The sequence below is a fragment of the Pandoraea oxalativorans genome, assembly GCF_000972785.3.
GTDB classification, from domain to species: Bacteria; Pseudomonadota; Gammaproteobacteria; order Burkholderiales; family Burkholderiaceae; genus Pandoraea; species Pandoraea oxalativorans.
Genome location: NZ_CP011253.3, coordinates 4,297,851 through 4,318,954, shown reverse-complemented (window position 1 = coordinate 4,318,954; position 21,104 = coordinate 4,297,851). Strand labels below are relative to the sequence as shown.

Here is a 21,104-nt window from a genome sequence, read left to right as displayed (position 1 = left end):
CGTGCCGGGGCCGCCGTCAGACGTCGCCGCGTCGGAGCAGGGCGTACTTCAGGAATGCACTGCGGGCGTTCATGCGGGCAATCGCGGCGCCAGCCGCGCCGTCAAGAAAGCCACGGCGTAACACGTAGGTCCGAACGAACGCCCATCCGCCATTGATCCACGGCTTGAGCGCAGAGACGCGTTTGCCGCGCAACGACATTTCCCTGGCACCGGCGCGTGCATATCGCTGCACCTTGTCCTCGACCTGACGGACTTCCGTGTAGCTGTAATGGAGCAGATGGTGGGTGAGGGTACCGATCTCGCCGTCGACGATTACGCGCTCGTGCACGAGGTTGTCGGAGAAGCGTCCCGCTTCGCGGCGAAACAGTCGCAGCACGTAATCGGGATACCAGCCGCAATGTTTCACCCAGTGCCCCAGGAACTGCGACAGACGGGGCATGCGATAGCCGGTGTGCGACGCATGTGCGATCGCCGCCGCGATCTCGGCCGCCAGTTCCGGCGTGACGCGCTCGTCCGCGTCGAGCGACAGCACCCACGGTTGCGTGGCGAACGACAGCGCGCGATTTTTTTGCGGCCCAAAGCCCGGCCAGTCGGGGGTGACGTGCACCTCCGCGCCGGCGGCGCGCGCAATATCGGCGGTGCCGTCCGTACTCTCGTTATCCACCACGACGATTTGCGACGCGAACGCCATCACCGATGCAATGCAGTCGGCGATGTTGTGACGTTCGTTGCGCGTGAGGATCGTGACGGTCAGCGGCAATGTTGGCATGGGCGGGCGTAGACTCAGGCGTTCAACAATTCGACGAGCGCTTCGCCGTAACGCTCGATCTTCGCTTCTCCGAGGCCGGTGATGTCGACCAGTCCTTCGCGGTGACGCGGGCGGCGCTGAGCGAGTTCTCGCAGTGTACGGTCGTGAAGGATAACGTAGGCGGGGACGGCCTGCGTCTTCGCCATTTCCTGACGCCACGTGCGCAGCTTCTCGAACAATTGCTGATCGGCCGTATCCAGCTCGATGGCTTGCGACGACGCATATCCGGCAAAGCGGCTCTTCTTGCTCGCCGTGGGACGCTGACGCCGCAGCGATACGACCGTCTCGCCCTTGAGCACCGGACGCGCCGCCGCATTCAGCGTGAGCGCCCCGTACTGGCTGCTGTCCGGCTCGATGATGCCGTGCGCGATCAGCTGACGGAACACGGCCCGCCAGCCCTGATCGTCCATCTCGCCGCCCACGCCAAAGGTCGGCAGGCTTTCGTGGCCGAACTGACGAATCTTATCCGTGCTGCGCCCGCGCAGCAGGTCGACCAGATGGCCTGCGCCGAAGCGCTGGCCCGTACGCAAGATTGCCGACAGCGCTTTTTGCGCTGCAATCGTGCCGTCGAAGACTTCCGGGGGATTCAGACAGACGTCGCAGTTGCCGCACGGCTCGCTCGACTCGCCGAAGTACGACAGGAGCACGGTGCGGCGGCAGCGTGGGGCTTCGCAGTAGCCGAGCAGCGCATCGAGCTTCTGGCGTTCGATGCGCTTCTGGAGGTCCGGCGCGTTCGACTCGTCGATCCGGCTGCGGTGGACTACCACGTCGTTCAGGCCGTAGGTCATCCAGGCTTCGGCGGGTTCGCCGTCGCGTCCGGCGCGTCCCGTCTCCTGATAATAGGCTTCGAGGCTCTTGGGCAAGTCCAGATGGGCCACGAAGCGCACATCCGGCTTGTCGATGCCCATGCCGAAGGCGACGGTCGCGGCCATGACCAGCCCTTCCTCGCGCAGGAAACGCTGCTGATGCGTGCGGCGCACCTCGGCGTCCAACCCGGCGTGATACGGCAGCGCGGGAATGCCTTGCGTTTCCAGCCACGCGGCCGTTTCTTCCACCTTCTTGCGCGACAGACAGTAGACGATGCCCGCTTCGCCGCGATGTCGACTCAAAAAGGCCAGCAACTGCTTGCGCGGGTTGTCGCGGTCGACGATTTCGTAGCGGATATTCGGCCGGTCGAAACTGGAGACGAACAGGCGCGCGTCGGTCAGGCCGAGCCGCGTCTGAATTTCCTCGCGGGTTGCGGCGTCTGCCGTGGCCGTGAGCGCAATGCGCGGCACACGCGAATAACGCTCATGCAGCGCCGAGAGCTGGATGTACTCCGGACGGAAGTCGTGTCCCCATTGCGAGACACAGTGGGCCTCGTCGATGGCGAACAGCGCCAGTTGCCCGCGTTCGTCGAGCCGGTCGAGCAGATTGAGGAAGCGGTCGGTCAGCAGACGTTCAGGCGCGACGTACAGCAGATCGAGTTCGCCTCGTGAGGCGCGGCGTTCGATATCGACCGCTTCGTCGAAAGCGAGACTGGAATTCAGATAAGCAGCGCGGACGCCGGCCTGCAGCAAGGCGTCGACCTGATCCTGCATGAGGGCGATGAGCGGAGAGACGACGATGCCGATGCCCGGGCGCAACAGCGCGGGGATCTGGTAGCAAAGTGACTTGCCGCCGCCCGTGGGCATGAGCACGAGTGCATCGCCCCCGTCGGCCACATGGTCGACGATGGCGGCCTGATCGCCACGGAATGCGTTATAGCCGAATACGGTACGGAGAACTTCGAGTGCGCTTGCCATGCGCCGGAGTATACCGGTTCCACCCGGCGTCCGGCGTGCCAACAGCCCCGGAAATCCGGCGTTGAAGCGATTTTTGAGGCGTGGTCCGAGTCCGCTTCGGACACGTCCCGACGGGACCGCCCGGTACGTTAGAATAGCGGTTTTCCCGCTGTCCCCGACTTACATGAGCGCACCGCACAAGCCCACCGGACCGATTCTGCGACGTCTGCTGGGCTATCTCCAGCCATATTGGCACATGGGCCTGCTGGCCGTACTCGCCATGGCGCTGGTGGCGGCCACCGAAGCGGCCATCCCGGCAGTCCTCAAGCCGGTGCTCGACAAGGGGTTCTCCGGGGGCGATCCGTGGAAGCTCTGGTACGTCCCGGCTGCCGTGATCGGCCTGGCCGTGATCCGGGGGCTGGCGCAGTATTCGGCCAACTATATGCTGTCGTGGGTCTCGAACCGCGTGCTGCTCGACCTGCGCGTGAAGATGTTCGAGCGTCTGCTGCACGCCCCGGCCGCCTACTACCAGCGCGAGACGACCAGCACGCTCATCAACGCGATCGTCTACGAAGTCAATCAGGTGCTCGGTGTGCTCACTACGGTGCTGATCACGCTCGTGCGCGATTCGCTGACCGTCATCGGCCTGCTGGGGTATCTGTTCTACCTGAACTGGCGTCTGACGCTGGTCGTCGCCGTCATTCTGCCGCTGATCGGCTGGCTGGTGGGCAAGATCAACCGCCGCCTGCGCCGTCTCAATCGCGAGCAGCAGACGCTGACCAACGCGTTGTCGTATGTGGTGGAAGAGGCGGTGGGTGGCTACAAGGTCGTGAAGATCCACAACGGCGAAGAGTACGAGAAGAACCGTTTCGACAAGATGACCAGCAAGCTGCGCGGCTACGCCATGCGCGTGACGGTCTCGGGCGGGCTCGCCCAGCCGGTCACACAGGCACTGGCCTCGCTGGCGCTGGCTATCGTGATTACCGTCGCGATGATCGAGTCGTCATCGGGCGAGATGACCGTGGGCGGTTTCACGGCGTTCGTCACCGCCCTCCTGCTGGTTGTGTCCCCGCTCAAGCATCTGATGGACGTCAACCAGCCGCTGCAACGCGGCGTGACGGCCGCCGAGCTGATCTTCGAAGTGATGGACGTCGAAGTCGAGCCGGCCGGCGGCGAGCGCACGCTCGAACGCGCGAAGGGCCGTGTGACGTTCGATCAGGTGAGTTTCAACTACGGCGCGAGCGAGCGCCCGACGCTCGACAAGATTTCTCTGGAGGTCGCGCCGGGCGAGATGGTGGCGCTGGTCGGCCCTTCGGGTAGCGGCAAGACGACGATGGTCAATCTGGTGCCGCGCTTCTTCGATCCGACCGGCGGGCGCATTCTGCTCGACGACATTGCGCTCAACGATCTGCGTCTGGCCGATCTGCGCCGTCAGATTGCGTTCGTGAGTCAGGACGTCGTGCTGTTCAACGACACCATCGCCGCGAACGTCGCCTACGGTCAGGAAGTCGACGCCGAGCGCGTGCAAGCAGCCCTGCGTGCTGCCAATCTGGCCGATGCGGTCGCTGCCATGCCCGATGGCGTGAACACGCTGGTGGGCGACAACGGCATGCGCCTGTCGGGCGGCCAGCGTCAGCGTCTGGCGATTGCCCGTGCGATCTACAAGGACGCGCCGATCCTGATTCTGGACGAAGCGACGTCGGCGCTGGACTCGGAGTCCGAGCGTCATGTGCAGGCGGCGCTCGAAGTGTTGATGGAAGGCCGTACCACGCTGGTGATCGCGCACCGTCTGTCGACCATCGAACGGGCCGACCGTATCGTCGTGCTCGAACATGGCCGCATCGTGGAGCAGGGATCTCACCAGGCGCTCGTGGCGCATAATGGCCTCTACGCCCATTTGCACCGCATTCAGTACGCACAGCAGCAAGCGTGATAACGGGAACGCCTGCCGGTGCCGCGTGTGCTGTGGGTGCCGGAACGTCATGCCGCATACCGCATACCCCTGCATTTGAGGCTTTGAGGAGACTATGATGAGCCAGCCGCCGATCAGTCGCTTTCCCGTGCCGGACCTCGCCGCGTTGCCGGACGATATTCGCGCGCGCATCGACGCGGTCCAAGAAAAGGCGGGCTTCATCCCCAACGTCTTTCTCACGCTCGCGCACCGTCCCGACGAATTTCGCGCATTTTTCGCGTATCACGATGCCTTGATGCTCAAGGACGGCAATCTGAGTCAGGGCGAACGCGAGATGATCGTGGTCGCAACCAGTTCGGCGAATCAATGTCTGTATTGTGTGGTCGCGCATGGCGCGCTGGTGCGCATCTACGAAAAGCAGCCGTTGCTGGCCGATCAGGTAGCCGTGAACTATCTGAAGGCGGACCTGACCGAGCGTCAGAAGGCGATTCTGGCGTACGCGATGAAGGTCTGCGAGCGCTCGCACGAAGTGTGCGACGAGGACTACGCCACGCTGCGGCGCTACGGACTGAACGACGAGGATATCTGGGACATCGCGTCCATTACGGCGTTCTTCGGCATGTCCAATCGGATCGCTAACGCCATTTCGATGCGGCCTAATGACGAATTCTTCCTGATGGGGCGCATGCCTCGCATCCGTTAAACCTACTTCTCACAAAACTTCGATACCTATGATCTTCGTGACTGGCGGCGCCGGATTTATCGGCGCAAACTTCGTTCTCGACTGGCTCGCGCAATACGATGAACCGGTCGTGACGATCGACAAGCTCACCTACGCGGGCAATCTGGCGAATCTGGCGAGTCTCGAACGCGACCCGCGTCACCACTTCGCGCAGGTCGACATCTGCGATCGCGCAGCGCTCGACAAGCTGTACGCCGAACACCGTCCGCGTGCCGTGCTGCACTTCGCAGCCGAAAGCCACGTCGATCGCTCCATTCACGGTCCGGGCGATTTCGTCCAGACGAACATCGTCGGCACCTTCACGATGCTCGAAGCCGCCCGCGCCTATTGGGGTTCGCTCGAAGGCGAAGCGCGCGATAACTTCCGATTCCTGCACGTGTCGACGGACGAGGTCTACGGTTCGCTGAGCCCGACGGATCCGGCGTTCACCGAGACCACGCCCTACGCCCCGAACAGCCCGTATTCGGCGTCGAAGGCGGGGTCCGATCACCTGGTGCGTGCGTATCACCACACGTATGGCATGCCGGTCCTCACGACCAACTGCTCGAACAACTACGGTCCGTACCAGTTCCCCGAGAAGCTGATTCCGCTGGTGATCGCCAATGCGCTCGCCGGCAAGCCGCTGCCGATCTATGGCGACGGCAGCAACGTGCGCGACTGGCTGTACGTTGGCGACCATTGCTCAGCCATTCGCGAAGTGCTTGCCAAGGGCGTCCTGGGCGAGGTCTACAACGTGAGCGGCTGGAACGAGCAGAACAACTTGTCGGTCGTGAAGCATCTGTGCACGTTGCTCGACGAGTTGTCGCCGCGCGCGGACGGCAAGTCGTACGTCGATCAGATCACGTTTGTGACGGATCGTCCGGGACACGATCGCCGTTACGCCATCGATGCCCGCAAGCTTGAGCGCGAACTGGGCTGGCGTCCGGCGCAAACGTTCGAGACCGGCATGCGCAAGACGGTGCAGTGGTATCTGGCCAACGGCGAATGGGTGCGTCAGGTGCTCTCGGGCGAGTACCAGCGCTGGATCGAAACGCATTATCAAAAGAAGAACTGAGGCACGTATGAGTACCCAACGTAAAGGCATCATTCTTGCTGGCGGCTCCGGCACCCGCCTGTACCCGGCAACGCTGGCCATCTCCAAGCAGCTGTTGCCGGTCTACGACAAGCCGATGATTTATTACCCGCTCACGACGCTGATGCTCGCGGGTATTCGGGATGTGCTGATCATCTCGACGCCGCAGGACACGCCGCGCTTCGAGCAACTGCTCGGCGACGGCAGTCAGTGGGGCCTGAATCTGCAATACGCCGTGCAACCGTCGCCGGACGGTCTCGCGCAAGCGTTCCTGATCGGCGCGGACTTTATCGGTAACGATCCGTGCGCGCTGGTGCTGGGCGACAATCTGTTCTACGGGCACGATTTCGCCGGGCTGTTGCAGGCGGCGAATGCCCAGAAGGATGGGGCTTCGGTGTTCGCCTATCCGGTACACGATCCGGAGCGCTACGGCGTGGTGACGTTCGACGATAGCGGCAAGGCCATCGAACTGGTGGAAAAGCCGAAGGAGCCGAAGTCGCGCTACGCCGTGACCGGCTTGTACTTCTGCGACAACAACGTCATCGATATCGCGCGCTCGATCAAGCCGTCGGCGCGTGGCGAGCTGGAAATCACCGACGTCAATAACGAGTATCTGAAGCGCGGCAAGCTCAATGTCCAGATCATGGGCCGCGGCTACGCGTGGCTGGATACGGGCACGCACGAGTCGATGCTCGAAGCGAGCACGTTCATTCAGACGATCGAGTCGCGACAGGGCCTGAAGGTCGCCTGCCCGGAAGAGATTGCGTACCGGAGCGGATGGATCGACGCCGCTGCGATAGAAAAACTGGCGCAACCGCTGGCAAAGACGGGTTACGGTCAGTATCTCCTCTCGATGCTGCGTGAGCGGGTGTTCTGAGCACGCGCTTCCCCGTTATTGATTCTTACCGGTACTCCAATATGCAAGTGGCCCCTACTGCCATTCCGGCCGTGCGCGTGATCGAGCCCAAAGTGTTCGGCGACTCGCGCGGTTATTTCTTCGAAAGCTTCAACCAGCGCAACTTCAACGATGCGCTCGGCGAGACGCTGACGTTCGTGCAGGACAACCAATCGTTCTCCGCGCGCGGTGTCTTGCGTGGGCTGCACTATCAGGTCACTCAGCCGCAGGGCAAGCTGGTGCGTGTACTGCGCGGGGAAATTTACGATGTTGCCGTCGATATCCGCGAGGGTTCACCGACGTTCGGCAAGTGGGTTGCGCAAGTGCTGAGCGCGGAAAACAAGAAGCAGCTGTGGGTGCCGGCGGGCTTCGCCCACGGGTTCGTGGTGACCTCGGAGACGGCCGAAGTGCTCTACAAGACCACGGACTACTGGGCACCGCAGTTCGAGCGCTGCATCCGCTGGGACGATCCGACGCTGGCGATTCCCTGGCCGCTCGACGGCATCACGCCGATCGTCTCGGACAAGGACAAGCAGGGCATGCTGTTCTCGGACTACGAGCACGAGGCTTGAGCGGGACGTCGAAGTCGTCTCATCGCTGATCCTGTTGGCACGCTCATGCCACTGATCGGCGACGGCCGCCGTGGCCTTCTCGTCAGTCGACGATGCAAGATGCGGCGGCCGATCTATTTGACGGCTTACATCGAGGTCTCGGTACGCTCGGCATCGCCGGAGATGCCCTGCATCCCCGACATCCCCGCCGTTTCCCCCGTCACCCCAAGCACGCGAACGTACCGCAACCCCAGCGACGCGAAGCGCGCGGTCAAGGCATCGGCAACGGTCTGTGAGGCCGCCTCCATGCCGCCGGCGTCGCTCAGCCCCGCCTCGCGCAGTCCTTCGACGATGACATCGGCTTCCAGACCGTTGTTGAGGTAATGCAGCTTGACGTCGTGCAACGCGAGCGCGTTCGCCCGACATAGCAATTCGGCGGCCCCAACGACGACGGCCCGTGCGGGCCACTGTTGCAGCGCGGTACCCTTCGCGTCGCTCTCGGGGTCGACGTGCACCAGCACGTCGAGAATCTGCGACTCGTTCATGACAGCGGCACGCGCCTGTTCTGCGATGTAGTGCCCTTCGGACACGGACAGGCGCGCGTCGACAAGAATGTGGACGTCGACGACGATCTCGTCGCCCATGCGGCGCGTGCGCAACCTATCGATGGCGCGCACGCCGGGGGTGTCGAGCAGCCGTTGGCGAATGGCGACGGTGGTGGCGTCGTCCACACCGCGATCGATGAGGTCCTGCAGTGCGTTCCAGCCGAACTTCCAGCCGGTGCGGCCGATCATCAGCCCCACGAGTGCGGCGGCGAGCGGGTCGAGGATACGATAGCCCGCCAGATTGCCCAGAATGCCGCAGGCGACGACGAGCGAGGAGAGTGCGTCCGAGCGTGCGTGCCACGCATTCGCCACCAGCATCGCGGAACGCACGCGTTGCGCCGCACGCAGCATGTAGCGAAAGAGTCCTTCCTTGCTGACGAGTACAAACACCGCGACGACCAGCGCGACAGTGTGGACCTCGGGGATTTCGTCCGGATGCAATAGTCGCTCGATGCCGCGCCACAACATTCCCGCGCCGACGACCAGCAGAATCACACCGAGAAAGAGCGATGCCGCATTTTCGTAGCGACTGTGGCCGTAGGGGTGGTCGGCGTCCGGCGCTCGGGCACTGCCGCGTGCGGCGGCGAGCACCACAAAGTCGGAGACGATGTCGGAGAGGGAGTGAATGCCGTCGGCGATCAACGCCTGTGACCGTGCGAAAACGCCGATGACGATCTGCGCCGTCGTCAGCACGACGTTGACCCAGATACTGACCCAGGTGGAATGGCGTGCGACGACGTGCTTGTCGAGCGCCTCGCTCGATGCTGCCAGATTGTCGTAGTTGGAGTAAGGCATGGCCGGGGCGCGCTTCGGGCGCGACGAAATCGGAACGGTCTCGTATTGTATTGCGGTTACCCGAGCGTGCAGGCGATCCCGCCCCGACATGCACAGAAACTCACACGTGCTGTTGCCTGACGACGCCGTACCATCCCAGGCCCTTGTACGTTTCGTAGCCCGGCGTCGCGGCGAACGCGATCGTCGTGCGATTGACCACGTCGGTGTAGAAGCCGGTCGACGCGCCGTCGGTGCGCAGCGCGAAGGTCTCGCCGAGCACGCCTTTCCCGTCGGAACGGGCAATCACACGGAACGAGGCGTCCACGATCATGCAGCGCGTGCGCGCCCATTCGTCTTCATTGAGACGAACGCCTTTGACGACCGCTTCCGCTTGTGGCGCCCAGTCGAAAAAAATGACCAGGGCGCCCAGCACGCGGCCGTCCGGCAAGCCGTGCTCCCGGATGGCGGTCGAATACGTGGCCACCTGTGCGTGCTGGAGGTGCGCCAGCGTCTGGACGTCGCTGGCGACGTAATCGGCGCCGCTGCGCGTTTTGAGCGCGGCTTTGAACCAACTCGCGTCCGACACATCGCTGCCGATCGCGGGATAGGTCGAGCGACGACCGTTCGCCACGACGATCCCCTGCGCATCCACGACCCAGAGGTCCTTGTACACGGTGTAGCTATCCAATATGACACCGAGGCGCGCGGACGCATGCGCACATGTCTCGGGATGCGGGTCGGTCAGGCAAGCCACGACGGCAGAGTCCGTGGCCCACCACCGCACATCGCACGATCGCTCATACAGGTTGCGGTCGATGACGTCGATCATGTTGAGCGCGAGATCGGCACAGCGTTGGCCTGCGTGTCCGCCCATGCGCTCGATCATGAGATCGCCGAGTTCGGTGAGTTCCTTGAGCGAACCGCTCAGTTCCTTGTTGAGCGAATCGGTGACCTCGCCAATACGCTTCGAAACGTGCTTGACCTGATTGGCCACCACGGCAAAGCCCTTGCCCGCGTTGCCTGCGCGAGCGGCTTCGATCAACGCGTTTAGTGCGAGAAATGTCGTCTCCCGGTTGATCTCGTTGATGTCCCCGATCTTGCTGACAGCCAACTTCCTCACCGCGTGGGTCAGGTCGACGATTGCTTTCGGATTCGCCATTCGTTTGCCCCTTTCATCGTTTTAATTAAACGCTTAAACGCAAGAACCGGGCCATGTGGCGATCATGACCGGTCGTGGTGCATCGGGGACGGTGACAAGCGAGGAACGCGGGGCGCTGCGAGAGGGGTGGGTGCCCAAGGACGGTGCTGGTGCGCACCGGGAGCGTGAACGCGCCCGGTGCCGTGGGTGCCGCCGGGTTACATCAGAATGATGTCGTACTGCTCCTGATGGAACGACGATTCCACTTGCAGCGAGATCGGCTTGCCGATGAAGTCGATCAGCATCGCTAGGTGCTGCGATTCTTCTTCGAGGAACAGATCGACGACTTCCTGCGACGCGATCAGACGGAACTCGCGCGGATTGAACTGGCGCGACTCGCGCAGAATCTCGCGCAGGATGTCGTAGCACACCGTGCGCGGCGTCTTGACCTGCCCCTTGCCCTGACACACCGCACACGGCTCGCACAGCACGTGCGCGAGCGATTCGCGGGTGCGCTTGCGGGTCATCTCCACCAGCCCCAGTTGCGAGAAGCCGTTCACCGTGATGCGCGTGCGGTCGCGTGCGAGCGCCTTCTTCAGCTCCGCGAGCACGGAATCGCGATGGTCGGCGCTTTCCATGTCGATGAAGTCGATGATGATGATGCCGCCCAGATTACGCAGCCGCAACTGGCGCGCAATCATCAGCGCCGCTTCCAGATTGGTCTTGAAGATCGTGTCGTCGAAGTTGCGCGCACCGACGTAGCCGCCGGTGTTCACGTCGATGGTCGTCATCGCTTCGGTCTGGTCGATCATCAGATAGCCGCCGGACTTCAGATCGACGCGACGCGACAAGGCGCGCTCGATTTCCGTCTCGACGTTGTACAGATCGAACAGCGGACGCTCGCCCGTGTAGTGCGTGAGCTTGCCGAGCACCGCCGGCGTGTAGACCGCCGCAAACTCGGCCAGCTTCTGATACGTCTCGCGCGAGTCGACGAGGATCTTGCCCGTCTCTTCATGCACGAAGTCGCGCAGCACGCGCTGGGCCAGATTCAGATCCTGATACAGCAGCGCAGGGGCGGGCACACGCGTGCTCTGCTCGCCAATCGTCTGCCATGACTTGCGCAGATAGGCGATGTCGTTGGCGAGTTCGGCGTCGGCCGCATCTTCCGCAATGGTGCGCACGATGAAGCCGCCTTTCTCGTCGTCCGGTACGAGCGCCTGAATCTTGCTGCGCAGCGCCTCGCGCTCGGCTTCGCTCTCGATACGCTGCGAAATGCCGATATGGAGCTCCTGGGGCAGATAGACGAGCGTGCGTCCGGCGATGCTGATTTGCGTCGACAGGCGCGCGCCCTTGGTGCCGATCGGGTCCTTGATGACCTGCACCATCAGCGTCTGCCCTTCGAAAACCGTCTTCTCGATGGGCGGCTGCGGATGCGGCACGGACGTGTCGTTATTGGCGCGCGGATGCCAGATGTCGGCCACATGCAGGAACGCCGCGCGCTCCAGGCCGATATCGATGAAGGCCGACTGCATGCCCGGGAGCACGCGCACCACCTTGCCCAGATAGATGTTGCCGACCAGACCGCGCGAGAGCGTGCGCTCGATGTGCAGTTCCTGCACGGCGCCGAGCTGCATAAGCGCCACACGGGTTTCCTGTGGCGTGATATTGACCAGAATGTCTTCGTTCATAAAGTGTCGACCAGACTCGAAATGCGTGGGGCCAGGTAGCGTTAGAAGTCGACGCCCGCCTGACGCAGCAGCGCGGCGGTTTCGCAAAGCGGCAGTCCCATGATGCCGGAGTAGCTGCCGTCGATACGCATCACAAACTCGGCGGCCTTTCCCTGAATACCATAAGCGCCCGCCTTGCCTTTCGGTTCTCCCGAGGCGACGTAGCGCTCGATCTCCTCGCGGCGCAGCGGCCGGAACCATACGTGCGAGATGTTGACCGCCTGATGGATCTGTCCGTCGGCACAGACCGCCACGGCGGTGAGCACACGGTGACGGGTGCCCGACAGACGGGCGAGTACGGCGCAGGCGTCGGCGTCGTCGAAGGGCTTGCCGAGGATGGTGCCGTCGAGACAGACGGTCGTGTCGGCCGTCAGGATCGGCGCACCGGGCAGTCCTGCACGCGCCAGACGGGCCACCGCCGCTTCGGCCTTGGCGCGCGTGACGCGCTGCACATAGTCGTCGGGCGGCTCCCCAGGCAGCACGGCTTCGAGTGCTTCGGCGTCCTCGTCGGCATGGGGCAGCAGCAACTCGAAACGAATGCCGAGCTGTTGCAGCAGTTCCTGACGGCGGGGGCTTTGCGAAGCGAGATAGATGTACGGCATGGCGGCTTGGCTTGAATTCGTCCAGCCCGGCACACGGCTTTGCAGACATTGCAGCGCGCGCACCGGGCCGCTGGATGGGCTGGGCGAGGGGAACGCCCTATTATGCCGCCTTGCGACCCCGCCCGCCACCATACGGCTGCAGCAGGCGGGTGCCGTTTTTCATAGGAATTACGTGCGAGAGGGGGCTTTCGAGGACGGCAGGGGGCGAGGGAACGAGCGGGCATGCAAGGCGCGGGGACGTCTGCGACGCCCCCACGGCCCATCGCCGCTCAGAGGTCGGCGAGGAAGTCCGCGCCGATCAGGTCGATGCGGTCGGTGCAGATGGCGTCCACGCCCCACGCGGCCAGTTCGCGCGCGCGTGCCGGCTCGTTGACCGTGTAGACGAGCATATGCAGCCCGACGGCTTTGATCTCGGCGACCTGCGGGCCGTCGAGATGCTTATGGCTTGCATGCAGCGTGACGGTGCCCAAACTGCGGGCATCGTCGCGCCAATGCGTTGGCACGGCCTCGTACAGCATGCCGCGCGGCAGTTCCGGCACGGCAGTCGCCGCCGCTTCGAGCGCCTCATAGGAGAATGACGAGAGCAGCGGCGGCTGGGCCTGACCCGCCCACAACGCCTTGACGGCCTGCGCCACCAGCGTGCCTGTCTCGGCTTCACGCCCCGGGCACGGCTTGATCTCGACGTTCGCCGCGAGTCCCAGCGCCTGACAACGCTCGGCCACCTGCGCCAGCGTCGGCATCGTCTGACCTGCAAAGCGGCCGTCCGCGCCAAACCAGCTGCCCGCGTCGAGCTTCTCGATCTCGGCGTACGTCATCTGCGCCGCCGCGCCGTGGCCGTCGCTGGTGCGATCGACGGTGTCGTCGTGAAGCAGGAAGACGACGTTATCCGCCGAGAGTTTGGCGTCGAACTCGACCATGCGCAGGCCGAGCGATGCGCCCATCTCGAAGGCGGCCAGCGTGTTCTCCGGCGCGAGCTTGCCGCCACCGCGATGCGAGACGACGCGCGGATACGGCCAGTCTCGCCACAAATGGGCGGTTGCCGGGGCCGGGTTCGTGCCGCTCATGCTTCCACCCGCTTGCCCGTCGACGGATCGAACAGATGCAGCGCCTTGGCGGAAATGGCCAGCGGCATGACGGAACCCGCCGCCGGACGCAACTCGTGCGGCAGACGCACCGTCACGTTTTGCTCGCCCCAGCGGCCGTGCAGCAGATTGTCCGCGCCGAGCAGTTCGAGCTGATCGACGACGATGCTCGTCTGTGCGGCGAACGCACCCAGACCGTTCTGCTGTTCTGCGGGCACCAGATGTTCCGGACGCACGCCAAGCACGAGTTCGCGCCCTGCGTGGGCCATGCTCGTCGGCGGCAGACGCAGCGCCGGGCCGCCGTCGACTTCGAACGTACGGCCTTCCGCATCGACCCGGCCCTTGAGCAGGTTCATCGCGGGCGAGCCCATGAAGCTCGCCACGAAGAGCGACGCCGGACGCTCGTAGACGTCGGTCGGCGTGCCGATCTGCTCGGCGTAGCCCTTGTTCATCACGATCACGCGATCGGCCAGCGTCATGGCTTCGACCTGATCGTGCGTGACGTACAGGCTGGTCGTCTTCAGACGCTTGTGCAGACGCTGAATCTCCAGACGCATTTGCACGCGCAGCTTGGCGTCGAGGTTCGAGAGCGGTTCGTCGAACAGGAACACGGCCGGCTCGCGCACGATGGCGCGGCCCATGGCCACGCGCTGACGCTGACCGCCCGAGAGTTCGCGCGGCTTGCGCGCGAGCAGGGGTTCGAGTTCGAGAATGCGCGCCGCCGCGAGCACGCGCTCTTCGATAGCCTTCTTGTCGATGCCGCGAATCTTCAGGCCGTACGACATGTTCTGGCGCACGTCCATGTGCGGATACAGCGCGTAGTTCTGGAACACCATCGCAATGTTGCGATCCTTCGGCTCCAACTGGTTGACGACCTGCGAGCCGATCAGAATGCTGCCTTCGCTCACCGATTCGAGGCCGGCGACCATGCGCAGCAGCGTCGACTTGCCGCAGCCCGACGGGCCGACGATGACCACGAACTCGCCGTCTTCGATGTCGATGTCGACACCGTGCAGCACGTAGTTGTTCTGGTCGTAGGTTTTCTTGACGCTATGGAGTTTGAGATTTGCCATGATTACTTATCCGAATCGACCAGACCGCGCACGAACCAGCGTTGCATCAGCAGCACCACCGCGAGCGGCGGCAGCATGGCGAGCAACGTAGCGCTCATGACGAGTTGCCATTGGGTAGCGGTGTCGCCGCTGCCGATCATGCTCTTGATACCCACGACCGCCGTGGTCATGTCCGGCGCGTTGGTCACCAGAATCGGCCACAGGTATTGATTCCAGCCATAGATGAAGGTGATGACGAACAGCGCTGCAATGTTCGTCTTCGACAGCGGCAGCACCACGTCGAAGAAGAAGCGCATCGGCCCTGCGCCGTCGATGCGTGCGGCTTCGACGAGCTCGTCCGGCAGCGTCATGAAGAACTGACGGAACAGGAACGTGGCGGTGGCCGAGGCGATCAGCGGGATCGTGAGACCGGCGTAGCTGTTGATGAGCCCGAGGCTCGAAATCCCCTGCACCGTCGGGAAAATCCGCACTTCGACCGGCAGCATCAGCGTGACGAAGATGAGCCAGAAGAACAGATTACGCAGCGGGAAGCGGAAATACACGATGGCGAAGGCCGACAGGATCGACACCGAAATCTTGCCGATCGTGACGACCAGCGCCATGAAAAGACTGTTGCCGAGCATCAGTCCGAAGGGCATGGCAGCGTTGCCGGTGCCCGCGCTCCACACCGTCGCGAGGTTCTCGAGCAGGTGCGTGCTCGGAATGAGCGACAGGGGAACGTTGAAGACTTCGCTCTCGTTCATGGTGGCGGCGACGAACGCCACGTAGAGCGGGAAGACCACCAGCAGCACGCCGATTATCAGCATGACGTGGCAGAAGATATCCAGGCCGCGACGGTTCTCGATCATGCGTATTGCACCTTGCGTTCGATGAAGCGGAACTGCACGACCGTGAGCACGATGACGATGACCATCAGCACCACCGACTGGGCAGCCGAGCTGCCGAGGTCGAGCCCCTTGAAGCCTTCCGAGTAGATCTTGTAGATCAGCGTCATGGTCGACTGGCCCGGACCGCCGCCGGTGGCCGCATCGATCACCGGGAAGGTGTCGAAGAACGAGTACACGAGGTTGACCACGAGCAGGAAGAACGTCGTCGGCGAAATCAGCGGCAGCACCAGCCCGAAGAAGCGCCGGATCGGGCCTGCACCGTCAATCGCGGCGGCTTCCACGAGCGAGCGCGGAATCGCCTGCAACCCGGCGTAGAAAAACAGGAAGTTGTAGCTGACCTGCTTCCAGATCGAGGCGAGCACGACGAGGAACATCGCTTGTCCGCCGTTAAGCGCGTGGTTCCACTCGATGCCGACCTTCGCCAGGCCGTAGGTGACCAGACCGATACTCGGATTGAAGAGGAACGCCCACAGCACGGCGGCAATGGCGGGTGCCACGGCGTACGGCCAGATCAGCAGCGTCTGATAGAGGCGCTTGCCGCGCGTGACCCGGTCGGCCATCGCCGCGAGCAACAGCGAGATGAGCAGTCCGCAGACGGTGACCAGTCCGCTGAAAATCATCGTCGTCTTGAACGAAGCGAGATAGAGCGAATCGCCCCACAGCGAGGTGAAGTTGTCGAGCCCGACGAATTCGCTCGACAGGCCGAAGGCGTCTTGCGTCGACGTGGATTGCCACAGGGCCTCGCCCGCAGGCCAAAGGAAGAACAGGGCCGTGATGATGAGCTGCGGCGCGACAAGCGCGTAGGGCAGCCAGCCGGTGCCGAAGCGGGGGCGTTCTCTGGAATTTTGCGCCATAACGTAGTGACCGAAAAAAACCAAACCGGCCCGCGTATCACGCGAGCCGGGGTGGTGTCATTGTAACGTCACGATTCACGCGGCAAATGCAGGAAAAGCCCCGGCATTGCGTGCGTTATCGTGCGTTCGTCGAACGCCTATCGACTGCATATCGACGGCTGATTCGACTTAGCTGCCCTGCTTTGCAAAGCGCGCCAGCAGGTCGTTGCCACGTTCGACTGCCTTGTCGAGCGCGGCCTTAGGCGTTTGCTTGCCGCTCCACACGCCTTCGAGTTCCTCGTCGACCACCGTACGGATCTGCGGCATGTTGCCCAGACGCAGGCCGCGCGTGTACGGCAGCGGGTCCTTGTTGAGCATCTGCTTGATGGCCGTGTCGGCACCCGGGTTCTTCGCGTAGAAGCCTTGCTTCTCGGTCAGCTCGTAAGCCGCCTTGGTGACGGGCAGATAGCCAGTGTCCTGGTGCCACTTGGCGGCCACGGGCGGCGACGCGAGGTAGTTCAGGAACTTGGCCACGCCCTTGTACTCGGTGGCCGACTTGCCCGCGAGCACCCACAGGCTGGCGCCGCCGATGATGGCGTTTTGCGGTGCGCCCTTCACGTCGGCGTCGTACGGCATCATGCCCACGCCGTAGCTGAACTTGGCGTACTTGCCGATGTTGGCGAGCGCGCCCGACGTCGTCATGGCGATACCGCAGTCGCCGCTGTAGAACTTCGAGGTCACTTCATCCTTGCGGCCCACGTACGTGAACGTTCCGTTCTTGGCCATATCGGCCAGGAACTGGATGTGCTTGACCTGTTGCGGGCCGTTGAACTCCAGCTTGGCGTCGAGGCCGCCGAAGCCGTTATCCTTCGTGGCGTACGGCAGGGCGTGCCAGGCGCTGTAGTTCTCAAGCTGCGTCCACCCTTGCCAGCCCATCGTGAAACCGCATGACATGCCCGAAGCTTTCAGCTTCGCGGCAGCGGCGTTCACGTCGGCCCATGTCTTCGGCGGGGTGTTCGGATCGAGACCGGCCTTCTTGAAGGCGTCCTTGTTGTAGTACAGCACCGGCGTCGAGCTGTTGAACGGCATCGAGATCAGGTGGTTGGTCTTGCTGTCGGCGTAGTAGCCGGCGATGGCGGGCACGAACGCCTTTTCGTCGAACGTCTCACCGGCGTCCTTCATCACTTGCCACACCGGCTTCACGGCCTTCTTCGCGCCGATCATCGTGGCGGTGCCCACTTCGTACACCTGAAGAATGGCCGGCGCATTGCCGGCGCGGAAGGCGGCGATCCCTGCGGCCAGCCCCTGCTCGTAGTTGCCCTTGTAGATCGGGACAATCTTGTAGTCGCTTTGCGATGCGTTGAAGTCGGCGGCGATCTGGTTGACGCGATCGCCGAGGGCCGATTCCATCGAATGCCAGAATTGGATTTCCGTGGCGGCCAAGGCCGACGTGCTCATGCCGAGTGCCAGTGCGGCGCCAACGCCAGCCAGGGCGAACGTGCGCAGGGAAGGTTGCTTCATGCCAATCTCCGGGGGTTCACGAGAAGTCAAGGGTCTGATTGTGTGAGTGGACCCTACTTGTTCGCGGTGCGAACTGTAGCGCCGCGTAGACTAACACGTCGCCGTGTTATTTCCATTCGCAGTGCACAACGCGTGTTGCACGCGAGTGCAACGGGGGGATTGACACGACACAAAGTGCCCCGTCCAGCAAGGCCCGGCGGGGCATGGAAAGTCCGGTACAACGTTGCGTTGCACCGCAAAAAGCGTTTGTGACTTATGGATGACTTATTTTTTGTCATACAAGGACGGCGCACCCGATGTCACGCAGAGTCACGCAATGTCACGTGGCCAGCCATCCCGTCGACAGGGCGCCGTCAGACCCGATGGTAGGGGTGATTGGCGTTGATGCTCCACGCGCGATAGAGCTGTTCGGCAAGCAGCACGCGCACCATGCCGTGCGGCAGGGTGAGGCTGGACAGGCGGATGAGGGTGTCGGCCCGCGACTTGAGGGTCGGATCGAGCCCGTCTGCGCCGCCGATCACGAAGGCCACGTCGCGCCCGTCCTGTTGCCAGACGGTGAGCGACTGGGCCAGACGCATGGTGGTGAGATCCTGTCCGCGTTCGTCCAGACAGACGAGACGACAGCCGCGCGGCAGCGCCGCGTCGATACGTTGCGCTTCGGCGGCCATGACCGTCTCGGCGGTGCGGGAGTTGGAGCGCTGCTCCGGCTTGATTTCCTTGAGTTCGATGCGCAGCTCGGGCGGCATGCGCTTGGCGTACTCGGCGAAGGCGGTCTCGATCCAGCCGGGCATCTTGTGCCCGACTCCGAGAATGAACAGACGCATGTCGGCAGGATCGCGTACGGCGTCTTACTTGCTGGCCTTGCGACGGGCCGGTGCCGGGGTGGCCGCAGGCGCGTCTTCCTCGTCTTCGTCTTCCGCGCTGGCCTTCGCACCGGCCTTGGTGCCGGCGGCCTTCAGGCGAACGGGCTTCTCGCCCCAGATTTCTTCGAGGTTGTAGTACTGGCGCAGGGCTGGCTGCATGATGTGCACGATGGCGTCGCCCGTGTCGACCAGCACCCATTCGCCCACGTCTTCGCCTTCCATGCTGACGATGTCGCCGCCAGCGGCCTTGACCTTGTCGCGTACGCTCGCGGCCAGTGCCTTGGTCTGGCGGTTGGACGTGCCGCTCGCGATGATCACGCGCTCGAACAGGGCGGTGAGGTGTTCGGTGTTGAACACCTTGATGTCCTGGGCCTTGACGTCCTCGAGGGCGTCGACGATCAGGCGCTGAAGTTTACGAATATCCATAGTGCGTTTATTTGGTGAAACAGGGGTGCGAGATAGCGGCCCGGCAGTTGCCGTGGGGCCGTCAGGCACGGTACAGGTGTTGCGTGCGGATGTACTGCCACACGGGTTCGGGCAGGTTTGCCGGGGGTGTGACGGTGTCTCGCGCGTGCGCCAGCATGGCGCGCAACTCGGTGGCGGAGATGTCGACGGCCAGTGAGTCGTCGATCAGGATGCCGCCGCATGGCGTGGATTGTACCCCGAGCGCGGACTTTTCCCGTTCAGCGAAGACCTGACGCAGTTCGGGGGACGCCGTTTCGCGACTGAAACCGGGGCGCGCCGCCGCACAGACATGGGCGTAATCGAACAGTTCGCGCCACGCGTGCCACGTGTCGAGCCGCACCAGTTGGTCCGAACCGATGAGCAGGGAGAGCGACACGTCCGGCCCGACGTCCTGCCGCATTTCCCGCAAGGTATCGACGGTGTAACTCGGTCCGGCGCGTTCGATTTCGCGCGTGCTGACGATCACTTGCGTCGACGGATGGGTGACGGCCAGTTCGGCCGCCAGCCCCTCTGAGGCAAGCCGGGTCATCGCCAGCCGGTGTTCGGCTGCCGTGCTGCCTTGCTTCTGCGGCTGCTGCCCGGCGGGCATCAGCACCAGTTCGTCCAGCGCGAGCGTGCGCGCGAACAGCGCGCCGAGCGCGAGATGGCCGGTGTGGATCGGATCGAACGTGCCGCCGAGCACGCCGATACGCTTGCGCGCTGGGAGGGACGGGGTGGCCGGGGTGCCGTGTACTGCAGCAGAGGTGAGGGTCATGCGCGCAGAGCCTTCACACCCACTCGCGACGCACGAGGAAATCGGTGTAGAGCTTTTCTTCGGGCGTGCCCGGCGCCGGCTTCCAGTCGTAGTGCCATTTCACGAGCGGGGGCATCGACATCAGAATCGCCTCGGTGCGTCCGCCCGATTGCAGGCCGAAGTGCGTGCCACGATCCCACACCAAATTGAATTCGACGTAGCGGCCACGGCGATGCGCCTGAAAATCGCGCTCGCGTTCGCCATACGGCATGCCGCGACGGCGCTCGACGATAGGAACGTATGCGTCGAGGAACGCATCGCCCACGCTTTGCATGACGGCAAAGCCGGTGTCGAAGCCACCGCCGGAGAAGTCGTCGAAGAAGATGCCGCCGATGCCGCGCGGCTCCTGACGGTGCTTCAGATAGAAGTACTCGTCGCACCACGTCTTGAAGCGCGGATACCACGAGGTGTCGAACGGATCGAGCGCGTTCTTGCACGTCTGATGGAAATGTCGGCAGTCTTCTTCGTGCGCATAGTAAGGCGTGAGATCCATGCCGCCGCCGAACCAGAACGCGGGCAATTCGCCGGGCGCGGTCGCGATCAGAATGCGCACATTGAAGTGCACCGTGGGGCAGTACGGATTACGCGGATGCAGGACCAGCGAGACACCGAGCGCTTCGAAGCCGCGTCCGGCCAGTTCGGGCCGCGACGCGCTGGCCGACGCAGGCAGCTTGTCGCCGATCACATGGGAGAAGTTGACGCCGCCGCGCTCGAAGAAGTCACCGTCGTCGAGCACGCGGGTACGCCCGTCGCCACGCAGCGCGCCGTCGGCGGGACGCTGCCAGTCGTCGACGAAGAAGCGTTTGCCGTCCAGGCGCTCCAGCGTCTCGACAATGCGGTCCTGAAGCCCGAGAAGATACGTGCGTACCGCGCCCGTGTCCGGCGCCGGTGCGGTGTCTTGCGCTGTCATTCTGTGACGTCCCTTGCGTGGTCTGTGTATGCAAATTGCGGTTTTATCCGCGATTGTACCGGCACGAGGGCAGACGCGGGCGGGCGGC

Annotated in this window: 20 protein-coding genes; 5 read left to right on the top strand and 15 right to left on the bottom strand. The window is 63.6% G+C overall.

Features of this window, described 5'->3' with window-relative positions:
• Nucleotides 1-16: 16 nt before the first annotated feature.
• Nucleotides 17-769 (bottom strand): glycosyltransferase family 2 protein, encoded by a 753-nt coding sequence (locus MB84_RS19020; protein WP_046292895.1) that lies wholly within the window; start codon nt 767-769, stop codon nt 17-19.
• Nucleotides 770-783: 14 nt separating this feature from the next.
• On the bottom strand, nt 784-2,592 hold the full coding sequence (gene recQ / locus MB84_RS19015) for a DNA helicase RecQ (RefSeq protein ID WP_046292894.1): 1,809 nt from the start codon (nt 2,590-2,592) through the stop codon (nt 784-786).
• 163 nt (nt 2,593-2,755) lie between these two features.
• Between recQ and msbA the strand changes: the two genes are divergently transcribed.
• The 5 genes from msbA to rfbC all read left to right on the top strand — a co-directional run bounded on the left by msbA (nt 2,756) and on the right by rfbC (nt 7,764).
• The gene (msbA, locus tag MB84_RS19010) at nt 2,756-4,504 is read left to right on the top strand and encodes a lipid A export permease/ATP-binding protein MsbA (protein WP_046292893.1); all 1,749 of its coding nucleotides are present in this window, start codon (nt 2,756-2,758) and stop codon (nt 4,502-4,504) included.
• 97 nt (nt 4,505-4,601) lie between these two features.
• Entirely contained in the window at nt 4,602-5,186 is a 585-nt protein-coding gene (locus MB84_RS19005; RefSeq protein WP_046293995.1) for a peroxidase-related enzyme, read from the top strand.
• A gap of 28 nt (nt 5,187-5,214) precedes the next feature.
• Nucleotides 5,215-6,279 (top strand): dTDP-glucose 4,6-dehydratase, encoded by a 1,065-nt coding sequence (rfbB, locus tag MB84_RS19000; protein ID WP_046292892.1) that lies wholly within the window; start codon nt 5,215-5,217, stop codon nt 6,277-6,279.
• A gap of 7 nt (nt 6,280-6,286) precedes the next feature.
• Nucleotides 6,287-7,174 carry a glucose-1-phosphate thymidylyltransferase RfbA gene (rfbA, locus tag MB84_RS18995; protein ID WP_046292891.1) on the top strand — a complete coding sequence of 296 codons (888 nt, stop codon included), beginning with the start codon at nt 6,287-6,289 and terminating at the stop codon, nt 7,172-7,174.
• A gap of 41 nt (nt 7,175-7,215) precedes the next feature.
• Nucleotides 7,216-7,764 carry a dTDP-4-dehydrorhamnose 3,5-epimerase gene (gene rfbC, locus MB84_RS18990; protein ID WP_046292890.1) on the top strand — a complete coding sequence of 183 codons (549 nt, stop codon included), beginning with the start codon at nt 7,216-7,218 and terminating at the stop codon, nt 7,762-7,764.
• 125 nt (nt 7,765-7,889) lie between these two features.
• Here the strand turns inward: rfbC and MB84_RS18985 are convergent, their stop codons facing one another.
• From MB84_RS18985 to hemF, 13 genes are all read right to left on the bottom strand, one after another.
• Nucleotides 7,890-9,143, bottom strand: coding sequence for a cation diffusion facilitator family transporter (locus MB84_RS18985; protein WP_046292889.1), 1,254 nt, complete (start codon nt 9,141-9,143; stop codon nt 7,890-7,892).
• A gap of 100 nt (nt 9,144-9,243) precedes the next feature.
• Complete coding sequence (locus tag MB84_RS18980; RefSeq protein ID WP_046292888.1) at nt 9,244-10,281, bottom strand: methyl-accepting chemotaxis protein; 1,038 nt, start codon at nt 10,279-10,281, stop codon at nt 9,244-9,246.
• Nucleotides 10,282-10,478: 197 nt separating this feature from the next.
• On the bottom strand, nt 10,479-11,948 hold the full coding sequence (gene rng, locus MB84_RS18975) for a ribonuclease G (protein WP_046292887.1): 1,470 nt from the start codon (nt 11,946-11,948) through the stop codon (nt 10,479-10,481).
• 41 nt (nt 11,949-11,989) lie between these two features.
• On the bottom strand, nt 11,990-12,589 hold the full coding sequence (locus MB84_RS18970; RefSeq protein WP_046292886.1) for a Maf family protein: 600 nt from the start codon (nt 12,587-12,589) through the stop codon (nt 11,990-11,992).
• Between the two features lie 269 nt (nt 12,590-12,858).
• Nucleotides 12,859-13,653, bottom strand: a complete 795-nt coding sequence (gene ugpQ, locus MB84_RS18965) for a glycerophosphodiester phosphodiesterase (RefSeq protein WP_046292885.1) — start codon at nt 13,651-13,653, stop codon at nt 12,859-12,861.
• Entirely contained in the window at nt 13,650-14,744 is a 1,095-nt protein-coding gene (locus MB84_RS18960) for a sn-glycerol-3-phosphate import ATP-binding protein UgpC (RefSeq protein ID WP_046292884.1), read from the bottom strand. The genes ugpQ and MB84_RS18960 overlap by 4 nt, the downstream gene beginning before the upstream one ends.
• 2 nt (nt 14,745-14,746) lie before the next feature.
• A complete protein-coding gene (ugpE, locus tag MB84_RS18955) occupies nt 14,747-15,592 on the bottom strand; it encodes a sn-glycerol-3-phosphate ABC transporter permease UgpE (protein WP_046292883.1) in 846 nt (281 codons plus the stop codon).
• Entirely contained in the window at nt 15,589-16,485 is an 897-nt protein-coding gene (gene ugpA / locus MB84_RS18950; protein ID WP_046292882.1) for a sn-glycerol-3-phosphate ABC transporter permease UgpA, read from the bottom strand. Before ugpA ends, ugpE begins: the two co-directional genes overlap by 4 nt.
• 168 nt (nt 16,486-16,653) lie before the next feature.
• Entirely contained in the window at nt 16,654-17,922 is a 1,269-nt protein-coding gene (gene ugpB / locus MB84_RS18945) for a sn-glycerol-3-phosphate ABC transporter substrate-binding protein UgpB (protein WP_425415917.1), read from the bottom strand.
• A 416-nt stretch (nt 17,923-18,338) separates the two neighbouring features.
• Nucleotides 18,339-18,809, bottom strand: a complete 471-nt coding sequence (rlmH, locus tag MB84_RS18940; RefSeq protein WP_046292880.1) for a 23S rRNA (pseudouridine(1915)-N(3))-methyltransferase RlmH — start codon at nt 18,807-18,809, stop codon at nt 18,339-18,341.
• 24 nt (nt 18,810-18,833) lie between these two features.
• The gene (gene rsfS / locus MB84_RS18935) at nt 18,834-19,274 is read right to left on the bottom strand and encodes a ribosome silencing factor (RefSeq protein ID WP_046292879.1); all 441 of its coding nucleotides are present in this window, start codon (nt 19,272-19,274) and stop codon (nt 18,834-18,836) included.
• 61 nt (nt 19,275-19,335) lie between these two features.
• Entirely contained in the window at nt 19,336-20,067 is a 732-nt protein-coding gene (locus MB84_RS18930; RefSeq protein ID WP_046292878.1) for a nicotinate-nucleotide adenylyltransferase, read from the bottom strand.
• Nucleotides 20,068-20,080: 13 nt separating this feature from the next.
• Nucleotides 20,081-21,016, bottom strand: a complete 936-nt coding sequence (hemF, locus tag MB84_RS18925) for an oxygen-dependent coproporphyrinogen oxidase (RefSeq protein WP_046292877.1) — start codon at nt 21,014-21,016, stop codon at nt 20,081-20,083.
• Nucleotides 21,017-21,104: the final 88 nt, after the last annotated feature.